We start from the raw sequence: 14,497 nt of genomic DNA, 5'->3' as shown, positions 1-14,497 counted from the left end.
ATGGGAATGGAGATATTAACCATTGAAAATTTGTCCAAAATATACGGCACAGGCGAATCGGCGGTAAAGGCGCTTGATGATGTTTCCTTTTCGGTCCAAAAAGGTGAATTCGTCGCAATTATCGGACCTTCCGGATCGGGGAAATCGACACTCCTTCATATGCTGGGCGGTGTGGATCGACCGACTGGCGGGAAAGTGTATGTTCAGGATACGGATATGTATACCTTGGACGAAACACAGCTGGCCATCTTCAGACGCAGGCAAATCGGGCTGATCTACCAGTTTTTCAATCTGATTCCCGTCCTGACGGTGGAAGAGAATATTACGCTGCCGCTCTTGCTGGATCAACAAAAGGTAGATCAAAAGCAATTGGCTGATCTTGTGAATACGCTGAATTTGCAGCATCGGTTAAACCATCTGCCGAATCAGCTATCCGGTGGACAGCAGCAGCGTGTCTCGATTGGCAGGGCGATCATCGGCAATCCTGCGATCATGCTGGCCGACGAACCCACCGGGAATCTGGACAGCAGGAATAGCAGCGAGATCATCGTTTTATTGAAAATGCTGAATAAGACGTATCATCAGACACTGATCGTAATCACGCATGACGAACGGATTGCCCTGCAAGCCGACCGAATCATTTCGATTGAAGATGGGAGGATTGCCAAAAACGAGGTGATCAGGCGATGAATATTGTCAACACATTAACCATCCGGCATCTGAAGCAGAACAAGAGACGAACACTTGTGACTATTTTTGGCGTAATTATTTCGGTATCCATGATGACCGCTGTCATTACGCTTATTTTTTCCTTTGCAGATTTAATGATCAGACAAACGATCTCAGATACAGGGGAGTGGCATATTCAGTATCAGGATATAACCAAGAAACAGCTTGCAGCGATACAGGGCGATGATGCAACCAAAACGGTTGCCATCACAAGAGACCTTGGGTATGCCCCATTAGAAGGGGGACAAAATTCCAATAAGCCGTACTTGTTCATTAAGGAATATGATAAGCAAGGGTTCACACAATTTCAGATTGAAATAAGCAAGGGACGTCTTCCGCACACGGACAAGGAGATTGTGATCTCCGAGTCTGTTGCAACAAATGGCAAAGTGAAGTACGAAATCGGTGACCGTCTAACGCTTCGCGTCGGCGACCGATTCGAACAAGGGGGCGATCATCCCCTGGATCAGACGGCACCGCTGCGCAGGAAAGACGGCACATTGACCGAGACATTACAACATAGCGTAATTAAGGATTATACGGTGGTAGGTTTCATTAAACGTCCGGTGTCGGAAACGGCTTGGGCCCCGGCTTATACGATCATTAGCTATGTCGATGATCAAATCATCGGGGGAGAGGATCGGGTCGATGCGTCGGTGGTCTTGAAGCAGGTCAATCCGTTCTTGTTCGCACATGCGGAGAAGCTGGCTGAGACAAACCAAATTCACACTGTCCAATATAATAACGATTTGCTTCATTATTATGGCTTGTCCAGCAGCGGAGCCTCATCCAGCATGATGTTCTCATTATCGGCAATCCTTATGGGGACCATTATCATTGGCTCGGTTGGACTCATCTATAACGCCTTTGCGATATCCGTCTCGGAACGTTCCCGCTATTTAGGGATGCTCGCGAGCGTGGGGGCGACGAAAAGGCAGAAGCGAAATTCCGTATTCTTTGAAGGGATCATCATTGGTTTGATCAGCATTCCTATTGGCATCTTATGCGGTCTTGCCGGCATCGGAATCACCTTCTCGTTCATGAACACAATGATTGAAGGGGCATTATGGACCAGTGAAAAGCTGAGGCTGATCGTCACGCCGTTATTGCTCTTGATGACTTGTCTTGTTTCGATGCTGACGATTTTCGTTTCGGCGTATCTCCCGGCGGTTAAAGCCTCCAGGGTATCTCCCATGGACGCGATTCGCCAAACCACTGACGTAAAGCTTACGGGCAAAGCAGTGAAGACGTCGAAGATCATTCGTAAGCTCTTCGGAATCGAAGCCGAAATCGGGCTGAAAAACTTAAAAAGGAACAAACGAAGACATCATGTTATTCTTTTTTCGCTTGTCATCAGCATCGTTTTGTTTTTGACGATATCGTTTTTCACGGCTGGCCTGACACAATCTCTGGCATTGTCGCTGCAAGGCATCGATTACGATATTGAAGTGTCGCCCAGTAATGGCGAAAGACTAGATGAGCGGTTGATGCAATCGCTTGTATCTCTGGATGGCGTCACGGAATACAACGTGAGTCATGAAATAGTCAGGAACGCTTGGGTCGATGCAGCAAGCATCGCCGACGAATTGCAGGAGAAGGTTAAGCAGGATAGGAGTATGCTGCAAGACGGGAAATACCCTTACGAAATTAAGCTCTATGCACTGAATGATTCGAGCCTGCAAGCCTATGCCAGAGCGGCTCACGCAGATTACGAACAGCTTACGGATCTGGATCATCCCGCCGCAATCGTGATGGATACGATTCATTACAAAGATATAGATACGGGGAAATATATTCAGACGAAGTCCATATATGCGAATATCGGACAACCTATCGAGCTAACGAGTTTTTTTAAAGCGAGCGGGGAAGAAGCGAAGACAAATCAAGTGATAATTGCCGCATTGACGGATAAGGCACCGATGGGGATGAGCCCGTTAGGCGTAGGCGGGTTAAATATGATCGTGTCGGAACGCGTCATGAAGCGGCTGGCAGACGGCGAGGAGCTGGCTAACGCTCCGATGTACCTCCATTTGAAGAGCACGGAACCGGTGAAAACGCAGCAGGAAATTGAAGCGATGAACGAGACCCATCTGAATGTCTACAATGCATATCAATTCAGAATAAGAGAAGAACAACAGATTCTGCTGATGAACGTCTTTTCTTACGGATTTATCGTATTAATCTCTGTGATTTCCGTTGCGAACATCTTTAATACGATCTCAACAGGGCTGGCTCTTCGCAAACGGGAATTTGCGATGCTGAAATCCGTAGGCGCGACGCCAAAGGGGTTTGCCAAAATGCTGAACTATGAGAGTGTTTATTATGGGGTCAAGTCGCTCTTGTATGGGCTTCCTGTCAGTTTCGCCGTGATGGTTCTGATCTATAGAGCCTTTGCGAACAAATTCAGCTATGGGTTCACCCTGCCCTGGATGAGCATTCTGTCTGTCATTGTGTGTGTATTTGTCATTGTCAGCTCTGCGGTTGTTTATTCCGGAGCTAAAATAAAAAAGGAGAATATTATTGATGCATTAAAGCAAGAGAATATATGATTTACTTGGGATACAGCAACCATCTTTAAAATACCCTGCAATGCTTGCCTAAGTTTGCAGGACTATGCGTGAGGACAATGATCGTTATCATCGCGTTGGTGATGTTACTTGTTGTATATCTATACAACCGTTATAGCTACAAGAAAAGGGAGCTCCGGTTCCCCCCGGCGGGGAAGTTTGTCAGGGTCAATGGCCTTCCAGTTCATTATCTGGATGAAGGTGAAGGGAGGCCGATTGTTTTCTTGCATGGGGGTGGAGAAGCCGGTTCTGGTCGGCCATTCCTGGAGCGCACTATTGGTGTTGATGTATGCGTCCTTATATCCCAATCAAGTGGCAGGGGTGGTCACGGTGGCGGGCGGGATGTATAAGGAAGGGTATCCGGCTGAAAAGGGAGATCCCCTCTCCCGGTTGGTGATGATGCCTGTTGTGGGACATGGGATGATGAACATTTTGTTCCCCTTGGTGGGCAAAATCATGGTGCGGAGCATAATGAAGGCTACCTTTGCGCCGGAGCCCGTTCCGGCGGATTACGAGGACGAGGTCTATGCCTTATGTAGCTTTAAGCTTAACCGCGGACTACCTCATGCTGAGCTTAAGGTACTGCCCACAGCGGCGCATATGATTCCGCACCATCAGCCAGAAGAGGTAATGAAGGCCGTAGATACACTCATGGAGAAGTTGAAAAAAGCGAAGCTTACTGAGATTTATCCTACACCGTAACTATTGTAGAGAGCGATCATATGGCCATCCCGATTCCGCTCCATATATCCGTAACAAGCTGCAAACCATTGGCTTGTGCTTTTTGCCGCAGCTTAAGTGCAGTTCTTATTCTATGATCAATGGTGCTAAGTTTAAGCAGTTATTGAAGCAGGAGGTAAGGATCATTTATGACTGAATTATTAGCGCCGGCAGGGAATATGGAAGCTTTGAAGGCTGCGATATCTAATGGTTGTGATGCAGTATACTTAGGCATGCAAAAATTTGGTGCACGCGCCTACTCCTCTAATTTTGATGTAGAATCGTTACAAGAGGCTGTGACGTATGCGCATCTGAGGGACATTAAAATCTATGTTACGATGAATACCATCGTGTACGAAAACGAAGTTGAAGAGATGAAACAGCAGATCCGCAAATTAAATGAAATCGGTGTGGATGGCATTATCGTGCAGGACCTGACGGCTTTCAATTATATCGTTAACAACTTTCATGATATGGAAGCGCATTGTTCCACTCAGATGGGAATCGACGATGTAGACGGAACTTTATTATTTAAAGAGCTTGGTGCGAAAAGAGTGGTTCTGTCCCGTGAGGTTGAGATTGAAAAAGTCAAAGAGATCAAAAGGGTGGCTGACATTCCTTTAGAAATTTTCGTGCACGGTGCTTTATGTGTATCTTATTCGGGAAACTGTCTGATGTCAGGATTAACCGGGTACCGGTGCGCAAATCGCGGAAGATGTGTGGGTTCATGCCGTAAGGCTTACGAGCTCATCGATAAGACAACAGGCACCTCTTTAGGGACAAGCTATATTTTATCGACTAAGGACTTGAACACGATCGATTATACCCATGATTTACAAGAAATTGATTCTCTGAAAATAGAAGGCCGGATGAAAGTGCCTACGTATGTGGCTAATGTGGTATCCAAATACCGCATGGCCTTAGATCATAAAATCACCGCAGAAGATAAAGAACATCTGAAAAAAACCTTCAATAGAACCTTTACCAAAGGCTATTTGTTTCACGAAGACCGGAGAAATATTACAAACATCTCAAGACCTAATAACTTTGGTTATGAGATTGGAACCATCAGCAAGATGATTAAAGATACCTATGAAATAACACTTACCCGCCCTTTGAATCAGAACGATACCATCCGAATCAGTCACAACAATGAAGATGTTAATCTAATGGTTGCCAAGCTGTACGATAAAGCTGGCGAATTAATCAACAAAGCGGATGATGTCTGCTATATCAAAATCAAAGAAAAGATGTCTGTGGGAGATGTAGTCTATAAAACGAAGGATTATTTCTATAACAAAGAATTAGAAGCCTCACTGGAAAAAGAATTTAAGCGGTTCAACCTGGATATTAGAGTATATGCATATCCAGGTTCAAAGCTTGTCATAGAGGCGGAGGGCTTAGGCTGTAATTATTCCTATGAAAGCGAGGAAACACTAGGCGAAGCCATTAATAATCCAACAACCAAAGACCAGGTCATCAAGCAATTCTCCAGATTAAATGATACGATATTCGAGCTTAATCAGGTCGATTATGAGGAATGCAATGCGTTTATTCCAGCTAAACTGTTAAACGCCGCAAGAAGAGATATTGTACTGGGCTTATATGATTTGAAGCTTAACAGCCAGCAGAGAAGAACCAAGACTGCGAACGCAAAAGAGAAAATAAGCTTTGCCCCTGTAACGCCGTACCTTACGGCCACTGTAACGAATCAGGAACAGTATGATGCCTGCGTGAGCTGTGGAATTCAGGAGATCTATTTTGAGAATGTGGTTAGACGAAATCAGAATGATTATGAGGAAAAAGAAGGGCAGCTGCTGATCGGCGGATATGGCGGAATTTATCACTATAGAGATACCAATCCGTTTGTTACGGACTATTCTCTAAATGTTATTAATGCGACTAGCTGCTATGAATTATATAAATTAGGTGCCAAGCGGGTCACTTTATCGTATGAACTGAATAAGAGCCAAATTGAAGATTTAATGAATGCCTATGTTGAAGAAAATGACGGCTATCCCGCGCTGGAAATGATCGTATATGGCAAGACCCCTTTGATGTTCACCAAATATTGTCCGATGAGAAAGATGAATCAATGCAGAGTCTGCAGAACGAAGAGCTATGAGTTAAAAGATGAGCAAGGAACGTTCCCGATCCTGTCCCATGAGGATTGCACAGCGACTCTTCTTAACGGGAAGACGCTTAATCTGTTAGATGAGCTGCCGAACATCCAAGGAATCGAGGCGCTGAGATTAAACTTCACCGTTGAATCTAAAGAGCAGGTTGTGGACGTCATTCATATGGCCGCAGGCAAATTAAACGGCTCCATGAATCATGCTGTCTTTAATCAGGAAACAGACACAAGAGGGCATTATAATAAAGAGATTGTGTAGGTAGGTTGAAAGAAGGTCATTCGAAGAAAAGCTCGCAGTTGCTTACATTTACAGCATATCGACGATAGGAGCAGGGCAGTCCCACTCCGGTCGGAACGATGCGTAAACGGGCTTCTGCGGGTTTATTTGTACTGGCGATTATCTAGTATTTACTATGTCTTCTTTCGTAAGTTTCTGGTATAGGGTGAGTTTCTCTTCGGCTAGAGAAATCATGTAATCAATTTCTTGTCGCTTGGATTCCAGTTCCATCAGATGCTGCTCAAGGATTTCAATCCGCTTTTTTAAAGTAGGACTATAAGTAGAAGGTTTCTCCCCTTGTTGAATTTTATCCATGACACAGCCCTCACGAGTAAATTCCGTAATCTCCTCAAGCGATAAGCCCAATTTTTTTAGTTTATTTAGACATTGAATGTAGGAAACCTCGCTTTCTTGGTAGACACGTGCCCCTCCATTGTTACGCATGGGTTCATGTAGTACGCCGATTTTTTCATAATAACGAATGGTATACGGAGTTAGTCCTGTTTGTTCTGACACTTGACTGATGGTGAGCATCGGATTTCTGTTCCTCCTTTTTGAAAGCTGATATTGAAAGATATTATACAGCCTTTAGTTAGCTCAAAGCCAATGTGTACCTTCGCCCCAACCTTATACTGAATAAACTCTTGACTTCCAGTTGACTCTAACTTGTAAGTTAACGTTACTCATTCGAATGCAGGAACAAACACTAAAGGGGTGTAACAATGAACAACGAATATTTCACGATTCAGCAAGCATCGGAGGGTATCTGGGGGGCTATTTCGGTTCCCGGCAGCGGCTCTCTGGGGAATGCAGCCATTATTGATCTTGGGGATTTAACCGTGGTAGTGGATACAACCAACCTGCCGCACTCTGCTGCTTTGTTACGTCATACTGCCGAACAATTAACGAACAAACCGGTCAAATATGTAGTGAATACACATTTCCATGGAGATCATGTCAACGGCAATCAGGAATTTATGAGCAGCGAATTGATATCTACCGTGTGGACAAGAGATTTGCTTGCTGATATGGGTGAAGTGAATATTGATGTCATGCAACAAAATATTCGCAGGTTAATAACTAGTCTAGATCACATGCGTTCACAGGAAAGAGATCCTCATATGCTCACTGGAATCGGCTATGATCTTTCCGTGCAGCGTGCGCTGTATGATACGGTCCCTTCCCTGCGCAGGGTGATCCCCAAGATAACCTTTGATGATAAACTCGTGATTCGGGGAACAAAGCGAACCATCGAAGTGTTGTCTTATGGAGGCGGTCATTCTTTAAGTGATGCTGTGGTGTACGTTCCAGAGGAGCGGACTTTGATTACAGGTGATTTGGTATCGACTAAGACCATTCCGGTCATCCCCTACGGTAATCCGTACGCCTGGATACGCATCCTTAAACGCATGCAGCAAGATCTCAAGATCGACACTGTCGTTCCGGGACATGGAGATATATCTAATTCAGATCGTATCACAGATGTCATACACTTTTTGGAGAAAATGATCGCTTATGTTGCTGGAGCTGTAACAAGCGGGCAATCAGAGTCTTACTGGCTGGAGCAAGGTGTATTAAAAGGGTATGAGGATTGGCATCTGCCCCAGTATTTCAGATGGAACTTTCGCTGGCTCTTTAACAGTATGCTTGTTCAAAACAACAGATGAGACAGCCGGCAATCTTACAATAAGATTCTACCAAGTTGTAGAACATCAGGTTTGGTCCTGATCAACAAGGTTATTCTCTATTTATATAGTATATAAATGAATGAACACAGGGAGGATACTAGGATGAAGATGCCAAGCGACAGCGAACTGACATTAACATACAAGCGTTCTGGCTGAATCCAATGAAGGAAGCGGGAAATATCAATTTGCTTGGTCAAGGACAAGGAATCAATTTCGTCATTGTAATGCTTGTTGAACTCGCTGATCACCCGAAGTCGATTCCAGAGAATCCTTACCTCTTCTGATGACGTTGTCCATCCAGCTGATATTCTCGGTGAGACGCTCTCTGGAGGCTTCCTTGTGCATAATAATGCAAGCATCTTCAAACACTTTGTTTCCCCAGGCATGATCACTGTTATAGTGCGAGTTCACCACATATGCGGGAGAGCCGCCGTTGCTTACTTCCTTATAAGCCTCCCGCATTTCCCGTGCATGGAACAAATCGAAAAACGTGTCATACACCAGCCCTTCACCCTTGTTGATGAACCCGGCATTAGCCCAACTGATACCGCGATACGGCGAAATACCGGCAAAGACGCCAGCTGCGACTTCAAAAAATTTGACGCTGGGTTTTTGGATGATCCGCCAGTGAAGCTGCACTCCCTGCTGGTTGAATATTTTGAACGCCTGCAGAAGAAAAAAGTGATCGCTAGACAGGATGAGCGCCTTACCGCTATGTCTTTTCTCTCGATGTGTTACGGATTTCAGATGAGCGAGCTGATTCACCGGCAATATCAGTCCCATCTCATCACTGAGGAAGAGTTCTACAAGCACAGTGTCTCATTGTTTGTTAAAGGAATATTGTCTCAGTCATAAGCTTTGTGAGTACCATTTACTAAGGTTTCATGCTGTATATCAGTTACTTCAAAAAAATTTCAGGGTGAGTCAAAAACACTGACCGTAACTGTCAGTGTTTTTTTTGTATGCTTGTCGAGTGTTAGTCAATAATGGAATGGAGGAACAAAAATGTTTACGAAAATTGAAGACTTTACTGCGGAATGGACTAGCGAGGCGGAATTAACCGCTTCCGTACTGGATGCACTTACGGATGATTCTCTTGGACAGGAGGTTATCGAAGGCCGACGAACGCTGGGACAAATCTCCTGGCATCTGGTTCGATCGCTGCACTACATGACATCTTTGGGGCTCGCGTTCGAAGCTCCCTCCAGAGGCGAAGAAGCTCCGGATTCTGCTGCATTTATAGCTTCGGAGTATCGGCGGATCAGCAATAATCTGCTGAACGCGGTTCGAACGCAGTGGAATGACGAATCCTTGCGCGAGTCGGTCATGATTGAGAAGGAAGCCTGGCTGAACGGAAGCTCCCTTCGTTATACAATTATGCACCAAGTGCATCATCGCGGACAGATGACCGTTCTCATGCGCCAGGCCGGACTTCGAACGCCTAATGTTTACGGTCCGACTTACGATACTTGGGTCGAGAAAGGGATAGCGCCTCTGATCTAAGTTCCTTTACAATGAAATAAATGGTCTAGGGAGTGAAGAACGGTTTGTCAAAAGCGGATAATATGCTGTCCATACTATGGTTGCTTCGTTCGGGAAAGCGGGTGACGGCGCAGCAGCTTGCGGACGATTTGGAGATTCATGTTCGCACTGTATACCGGTGCATTGATTCATTGTGCGCGAGCGGAGCCCCTATTATTGCCGATGCCGGTCCGAACGGCGGTTACCGGCTTCTCGGTGAATTCGTTGATTCTCCGCTGCTCTTCGATTCCGAAGAGCAGAAGGCGCTCGTACATGCATCCGTCTTCGCACGGGAAGCGGGCTATCCGTTCACGGATGCGCTTTCCCGAGCGGTCGATAAGCTGAAGCGATACACGAATGAAGAGCAGCTTGAGCGGATTAATAGACATAGCAGCGGGCTTGCCGTCATCCAAACACCCACGGACGCGAGAGAAATTGAATTGCTCAGAGGGTTAGAGGAGGCCATAGCCCGGGGAGAGTCGCTGAACATGGACTATGCCAAAGGACCGGAGCTTACTCCAAGCCATCGAGTCCTCGACCCCTACGGCATCGTGCATTGGAAGGGACTATGGTACGTTGCAGGGTTTTGCCGGTTGCGGCAAGAGATCCGAAGCTTCCGGGTGGATCGCATTATCCGTTTGGAGGCGGCGGATACCCGCTTCGAACGTCCAGCTGCCTTTTCCGCGAGGGATTTCCTCTTGCATTCTTTACTTCCGGATTCGCTCGAAGCTGAGACGCTAGTCACCGTAAGGCTTCAGGGACACGAACATGCGCTTAACGAGCTATGCAAGCATTGGCTGTTCGGTCATGCGCTGATCGAACGCAGGCGGCCCGGCGAAGCTCTTTTTAAGCTGGGGGAACTGTCGCTAAAAACATATGTTCCGTACTTTCTTCTTCCGTATGGGAAGTCACTCAAGATACTTGAGCCGCAAATACTAATTGATCGAATGGCTGAGGTCAGCCTCGAAATGTTTAAACACTACGAAGCGATGCAAATAAAATCAGAGGATCAGAAGGGATGAAGAGTGGGTATGAGCAAATTTGCGATGTACGGAAAATTGACGGCCAGCCCCGGGAAACGGGATGAACTCGTTCTAATATTGCTGGAAGCTTCGCGTAGCTTGAAGGATATGGCGGGCTGTGAGCTCTATATTATCAATGAATCCGTAGATGATCCCGATACGATCTGGGTCACGGAGCTGTGGAGCGATGGAGAGGCTCATGCCGGCTCTCTCAAGAACGAAGAAGTGCTGGCCGTTATTCAACGCGCACGTCCTTTAATCGCAGGCGCAGAACAGGTTAGACTCCGTCCCGTTGGCGGGAAGGGGTTAGACGTATCGATGTTCAGGAATAACCAAACAGGCACAGCCAGTTAGTCCTAGTATTTGATAGGACCCGGGCGGGAGTGTGTTTCCTATTTCAGAAATAGCTCTAAGGCTTATCCTGAATCCACCAAGCGAAGCCATATTTGCGATCAAAGGTTAGGAGGTCCCCTCTTTTTTCTTAACCTACATGCGCCACAGCCCGAACCTCTACCCACTGTTCTGGAAATGCCAGGTAAGTCACCCCGATCATGCTCCCCGCGGGCCGATGCTCTCCGACATACTTTTTGAACAGTTCGATCGCGGTTTCCCCGTGCTCCTGCGCATTCGTCAGATACAGCTCCACGTAAGCCAGATTATCCTTTGTCGCTCCGAACTCTTGTAGCACGGTATCCAAATTCTTCAGCGTCTGCGTCATCTGTGCCTGAATATCGCCTGCTCCGACGAAGTTGCCCTCCGCATCATGGGAGAACTGTCCCGAGATATACAGCGTGTTGTCGACAAGGTACCTTAAGGAATTGGAGGCTGATGGGCTGGTGAAGCGCGTGGAGTATCCGCAGATTCCGCCCAAAGTGGAGTATTCGCTGACACCGAAAGGGCAGACCCTGCTACCTGTGTTGGAGCAGCTGTGCGAGTGGGGAGTACAGAATCGGTGAGGTTCCTACATTCACATTAGCGCCAAAATCATACCCATGGGCACGGGCTACCAGCTAGGGCTGGGGATTTCATAGACAACATAGGAGTTCCAATTTATAAAGTGTATGGAAAGGGTACCAGATTAATTAGTCCTGCCTCATTCACAATTCCTGTAATGCTAGGGCTCTTACAGCAGCTTGTTTTAATGCACCCATCAAGATCAAATACGGATGTGGGCCGTAGCTGATGCGAGCGACGCCTAATAATGCCAGCTTCTGGAGTGGGGGTGAGTCCGAGGAAATCATAACATTAACAGGGATTGAAGACTGCTGGCATAATTTCTCGATCAGCCTCTCGTTACACAAACCCGGCACAAAAATTCCGTGAGCTCCGGCCTCTGTATAGGCATGTACCCTTTGTAGGACAGCATCCAAGTGAGCCTCGTCATGCTCATCTGTTGGTGTCTCTAAGAAGACATCAGTTCGAGCATTAATAAAAAGGGGAATCGAAGTATGCTCAGCGGCTTCCCGCACAGCTGCGATACGCAAGGCTTGCTCATCTATGGCGTATAATCCCGGCTCATGGATCTTTTGATCTTCAAGATTGACTCCTACGGCTCCACACCCGATGATCTTTAGCACATTGTTCTTGATCATTTCGGGAGAAGATCCATAACCGCCTTCTATATCAATTGTAATGGGCAGATCTACGCTATTGCTTATCCGCTGAAGATTGGATAGAACGAGGTCGAAAGGAAGCTTCTCTCCATCCTCGTATCCATGTGCAGCAGCTACAGACCAGCTGCCGGTGGCAATGACTTGGCCCCCTGCTCCTTGAATAATTTGCGCGCTTCCTGCGTCCCAGGCATTGACAAGGACTAGCGGATTGCCGCTTCTGTGCAGATCGTGTAACTTCTGTGCCTGTTCAAGTTGATTTTTCATTTTTTTGACCCCCGATTTTCTCATGATTTAGCAGCCATTCTTTGCGTGCGACTCCGCCGCCATACCCGCCCAGTTCACCACTGACGTTAATTACACGATGACAGGGAATGACGATCGCCAGTTGATTGGCCCCATTCGCTTGTGCTACCGCACGATATGCGGTGGGCTTGCCAAGCGCCAGTGCGATATCAGCGTAAGAGCGGGTTTCGCCCGGTGGAATCTTCATTAACTGTTCCCACACGCTCTTCTGAAATGGAGATCCCATTAGATGGAGAGGCGTCTTAAATTCGGTTAACGTTCCTTCAAAAAACTGACTCAGTTCATTCTCAATTGACTGAATAGGGGTGGTCTCCCCAGGTATAATTGCCGCTTGTAGTCTTGTCCTTAACCGTTCGACCTCGCGTTCTAAACCCCGGCGATCTACGAATTCCAGGAGATATAGCTCATTGTCGTCCGCTATTGCCATCATAGGGCCGAGTTGCGTGTCCAGCCACGATGCTCTAAGAATAAGGCTATCATCTAACCGCGTAGGCGTTGCGCCCATAATGCGGGAGAAGGCGTCCCGGAATCCGCTGCTGGAATCATAGCCAGAAGCTAATTGTGTATCAATTAGCTTTCCCCCCGATCGGATGCTCTTCAAAGCCAATCCCATTCGACGGGACCTGGCATATTCAACGAATGTCATGCCAAAGCGCTTTTTAAATTGACGGCGGGCGGTCGATTCATCAATGGATAGTGCCTTGAAGTCTTGTCCCTTCCACCGCTTCTCCGGGTTTTGCTCAACGGCCTCGACAAGTAGCCGGACGATATCGGAGACTTGATTCGGATGGGACAAGGGCCGACAGCGCTGGCATGGGCGGAAGGAAGCTAGAAGTGCCTGCTGTGCTGTCTCGTAGAACTCGCAGTTATCGTACTTTGGTTTCCTGGCTGGACAAGTAGGCCGGCAAAATACGCCGGTGGAGGTGACCCCCACATAGAAGACGCCTTCATAGTCAGATTTTTTCTCGATAAGGGCTTTATAATACTCTAATTTGCGTTCCTCATTTTGAATCATGATTACACCTGCATGTTTTAGGATGAGTATAGTATACCTCTTGCTAACCACGTCCATAGCCGAAAATCAGGCACTTATTCTCTTTTCAAGAAAAATGCTGGGCGATATTAGTTAAATACTCTTCTTCATCCGTATTTTCTTTCATCTGAATGAGCATCTTTGCATCATCTCCGACGATGTACCGGAATTGACTTGTGCCGTCTGTGGCCGCTTGGTATATGGTTTCGGCAACCATTTCTGGAGGCGAGGCGTAGGCCGGTTGTTTTTCCATATCACCCAATTTAGCCCGAAACGCAGCAGTAAATAGCTTGTAGTCTGTTAACGCATCATCAAAAAAGAATTCCATCGATCTTCCACCAAAGTCCGTATGAATAGCACCGGGTTCAATCAACTTTACTTTGATATTTTGTGATGCTAATTCATAAGATACGGACTCAGAAAAACCCTCCACTGCAAACTTGGACGAATGATACAGAGACATCGTAGGAAAGGTAACTTTCCCACCCATAGAAGAGATGTTGATCAGCATCCCTTTTTGATTAGACCGGAAATGTGGCAGCATGGCTTTAGTCATACGGATCAGACCGAAAACATTCACTTCAAACTGTCTTCTAATCTGCTCCTCCGTAGCGGCTTCTATTAGACCCATTGTTCCATATCCGGCATTATTGAGAAGAACATCAATAGTACCGAACCGCTCAATCGCTTCCGCTAACGCAGTTTGAATAGTAGTTTCTTTTTCAACATCAAGCTTTAGCACTAACACATTATCCAGTGTAATAAACTCAGTTTCTTGTTCAGGTGAACGCATCGTGGCTACTACGTTCCATCCTCTTTCAGCAAAATGCTTTGCTGTAGCTCTCCCAATGCCTGATGAAGCACCCGTGATAAAAATTGTGTTCATATCC

The 14,497-nt window shown here is 46.5% G+C and carries 14 protein-coding genes and 1 pseudogene; 9 read left to right on the top strand and 6 right to left on the bottom strand.

Annotated features, from left to right (window positions below):
- The first annotated feature begins 6 nt into the window (after positions 1-6).
- The 4 genes from MKY12_RS31550 (at position 7) to MKY12_RS31535 (ending at position 6,409) form a co-directional block, all read left to right on the top strand.
- Positions 7-690: an ABC transporter ATP-binding protein gene (locus MKY12_RS31550; RefSeq protein WP_036723022.1), complete on the top strand. Its 684-nt coding sequence runs from the start codon at positions 7-9 to the stop codon at positions 688-690.
- A complete protein-coding gene (locus MKY12_RS31545) occupies positions 687-3,278 on the top strand; it encodes an FtsX-like permease family protein (RefSeq protein WP_339252548.1) in 2,592 nt (863 codons plus the stop codon). Before MKY12_RS31550 ends, MKY12_RS31545 begins: the two co-directional genes overlap by 4 nt.
- Positions 3,279-3,524: 246 nt before the next feature.
- Positions 3,525-3,998: an alpha/beta hydrolase gene (locus tag MKY12_RS31540; protein WP_339312156.1), complete on the top strand. Its 474-nt coding sequence runs from the start codon at positions 3,525-3,527 to the stop codon at positions 3,996-3,998.
- A 167-nt stretch (positions 3,999-4,165) separates the two neighbouring features.
- Positions 4,166-6,409, top strand: a complete 2,244-nt coding sequence (locus tag MKY12_RS31535) for a U32 family peptidase (protein ID WP_339252544.1) — start codon at positions 4,166-4,168, stop codon at positions 6,407-6,409.
- Between the two features lie 138 nt (positions 6,410-6,547).
- On the opposite strand, the gene MKY12_RS31530 is transcribed toward MKY12_RS31535, so the two are convergent.
- Positions 6,548-6,961 (bottom strand): MerR family transcriptional regulator, encoded by a 414-nt coding sequence (locus MKY12_RS31530; protein ID WP_339252542.1) that lies wholly within the window; start codon positions 6,959-6,961, stop codon positions 6,548-6,550.
- A 188-nt stretch (positions 6,962-7,149) separates the two neighbouring features.
- Between MKY12_RS31530 and MKY12_RS31525 the strand changes: the two genes are divergently transcribed.
- The gene (locus MKY12_RS31525; protein WP_339252540.1) at positions 7,150-8,094 is read left to right on the top strand and encodes an MBL fold metallo-hydrolase; all 945 of its coding nucleotides are present in this window, start codon (positions 7,150-7,152) and stop codon (positions 8,092-8,094) included.
- Positions 8,095-8,331: 237 nt separating this feature from the next.
- On the opposite strand, the gene MKY12_RS31520 is transcribed toward MKY12_RS31525, so the two are convergent.
- Entirely contained in the window at positions 8,332-8,928 is a 597-nt protein-coding gene (locus MKY12_RS31520) for an MBL fold metallo-hydrolase (RefSeq protein ID WP_339252538.1), read from the bottom strand.
- 192 nt (positions 8,929-9,120) lie between these two features.
- Here MKY12_RS31520 and MKY12_RS31515 point away from each other — a divergent pair, with 192 nt between their 5' ends.
- From MKY12_RS31515 to MKY12_RS31505, 3 genes are read left to right on the top strand one after another with little or no spacing between them, the layout of a single operon-like run.
- Entirely contained in the window at positions 9,121-9,618 is a 498-nt protein-coding gene (locus MKY12_RS31515) for a DinB family protein (protein ID WP_339252536.1), read from the top strand.
- Between the two features lie 44 nt (positions 9,619-9,662).
- The gene (locus MKY12_RS31510; protein ID WP_209869123.1) at positions 9,663-10,658 is read left to right on the top strand and encodes a YafY family protein; all 996 of its coding nucleotides are present in this window, start codon (positions 9,663-9,665) and stop codon (positions 10,656-10,658) included.
- A 24-nt stretch (positions 10,659-10,682) separates the two neighbouring features.
- A complete protein-coding gene (locus tag MKY12_RS31505) occupies positions 10,683-11,012 on the top strand; it encodes a putative quinol monooxygenase (RefSeq protein WP_339312155.1) in 330 nt (109 codons plus the stop codon).
- Positions 11,013-11,139: 127 nt separating this feature from the next.
- Here MKY12_RS31505 and MKY12_RS31500 read toward each other — a convergent pair whose 3' ends face one another.
- Entirely contained in the window at positions 11,140-11,520 is a 381-nt protein-coding gene (locus MKY12_RS31500; RefSeq protein WP_339257670.1) for a RidA family protein, read from the bottom strand.
- Between MKY12_RS31500 and MKY12_RS31495 the strand changes: the two are divergent.
- Positions 11,453-11,614 (top strand): annotated as a pseudogene (locus MKY12_RS31495) (helix-turn-helix domain-containing protein); the annotation flags it as partial. The gene MKY12_RS31500 and the pseudogene MKY12_RS31495 overlap by 68 nt on opposite strands.
- 141 nt (positions 11,615-11,755) lie before the next feature.
- Here the strand turns inward: MKY12_RS31495 and MKY12_RS31490 are convergent.
- The 3 genes from MKY12_RS31490 to MKY12_RS31480 all read right to left on the bottom strand — a co-directional run bounded on the left by MKY12_RS31490 (position 11,756) and on the right by MKY12_RS31480 (position 14,493).
- Entirely contained in the window at positions 11,756-12,535 is a 780-nt protein-coding gene (locus MKY12_RS31490; RefSeq protein WP_339252531.1) for an isocitrate lyase/phosphoenolpyruvate mutase family protein, read from the bottom strand.
- Complete coding sequence (locus tag MKY12_RS31485) at positions 12,519-13,589, bottom strand: trifunctional transcriptional activator/DNA repair protein Ada/methylated-DNA--[protein]-cysteine S-methyltransferase (protein ID WP_209869115.1); 1,071 nt, start codon at positions 13,587-13,589, stop codon at positions 12,519-12,521. The genes MKY12_RS31490 and MKY12_RS31485 overlap by 17 nt, the downstream gene beginning before the upstream one ends.
- Positions 13,590-13,674: 85 nt before the next feature.
- Positions 13,675-14,493: an SDR family oxidoreductase gene (locus MKY12_RS31480; protein ID WP_339252528.1), complete on the bottom strand. Its 819-nt coding sequence runs from the start codon at positions 14,491-14,493 to the stop codon at positions 13,675-13,677.
- Positions 14,494-14,497 lie beyond the last annotated feature (4 nt).

This window comes from Paenibacillus sp. FSL M7-0896, assembly GCF_037975415.1.
GTDB lineage: Bacteria > Bacillota > Bacilli > Paenibacillales > Paenibacillaceae > Paenibacillus_AQ > Paenibacillus_AQ silagei.
The sequence above is the reverse complement of the archived record's forward strand: the minus strand, read 5'-3'. Positions and strand labels throughout refer to the sequence as shown.

What these genes read in the sequence shown, in the direction of transcription:
- MKY12_RS31515 (WP_339252536.1), top strand. Translation starts at nt 9,121, where the DNA reads ATGTTTACGAAAATTGAAGACTTTACTGCGGAATGGACTAGCGAGGCG.
- MKY12_RS31540 (WP_339312156.1), top strand. Translation starts at nt 3,525, where the DNA reads ATGGGGGTGGAGAAGCCGGTTCTGGTCGGCCATTCCTGGAGCGCACTA.
- MKY12_RS31505 (WP_339312155.1), top strand. Translation starts at nt 10,683, where the DNA reads ATGTACGGAAAATTGACGGCCAGCCCCGGGAAACGGGATGAACTCGTT.
- MKY12_RS31525 (WP_339252540.1), top strand. Translation starts at nt 7,150, where the DNA reads ATGAACAACGAATATTTCACGATTCAGCAAGCATCGGAGGGTATCTGG.
- MKY12_RS31485 (WP_209869115.1), bottom strand. Translation starts at nt 13,589, where the DNA reads ATGATTCAAAATGAGGAACGCAAATTAGAGTATTATAAAGCCCTTATC.
- MKY12_RS31490 (WP_339252531.1), bottom strand. Translation starts at nt 12,535, where the DNA reads ATGAAAAATCAACTTGAACAGGCACAGAAGTTACACGATCTGCACAGA.
- MKY12_RS31535 (WP_339252544.1), top strand. Translation starts at nt 4,166, where the DNA reads ATGACTGAATTATTAGCGCCGGCAGGGAATATGGAAGCTTTGAAGGCT.
- MKY12_RS31530 (WP_339252542.1), bottom strand. Translation starts at nt 6,961, where the DNA reads ATGCTCACCATCAGTCAAGTGTCAGAACAAACAGGACTAACTCCGTAT.
- MKY12_RS31545 (WP_339252548.1), top strand. Translation starts at nt 687, where the DNA reads ATGAATATTGTCAACACATTAACCATCCGGCATCTGAAGCAGAACAAG.
- MKY12_RS31480 (WP_339252528.1), bottom strand. Translation starts at nt 14,493, where the DNA reads ATGAACACAATTTTTATCACGGGTGCTTCATCAGGCATTGGGAGAGCT.
- MKY12_RS31550 (WP_036723022.1), top strand. Translation starts at nt 7, where the DNA reads ATGGAGATATTAACCATTGAAAATTTGTCCAAAATATACGGCACAGGC.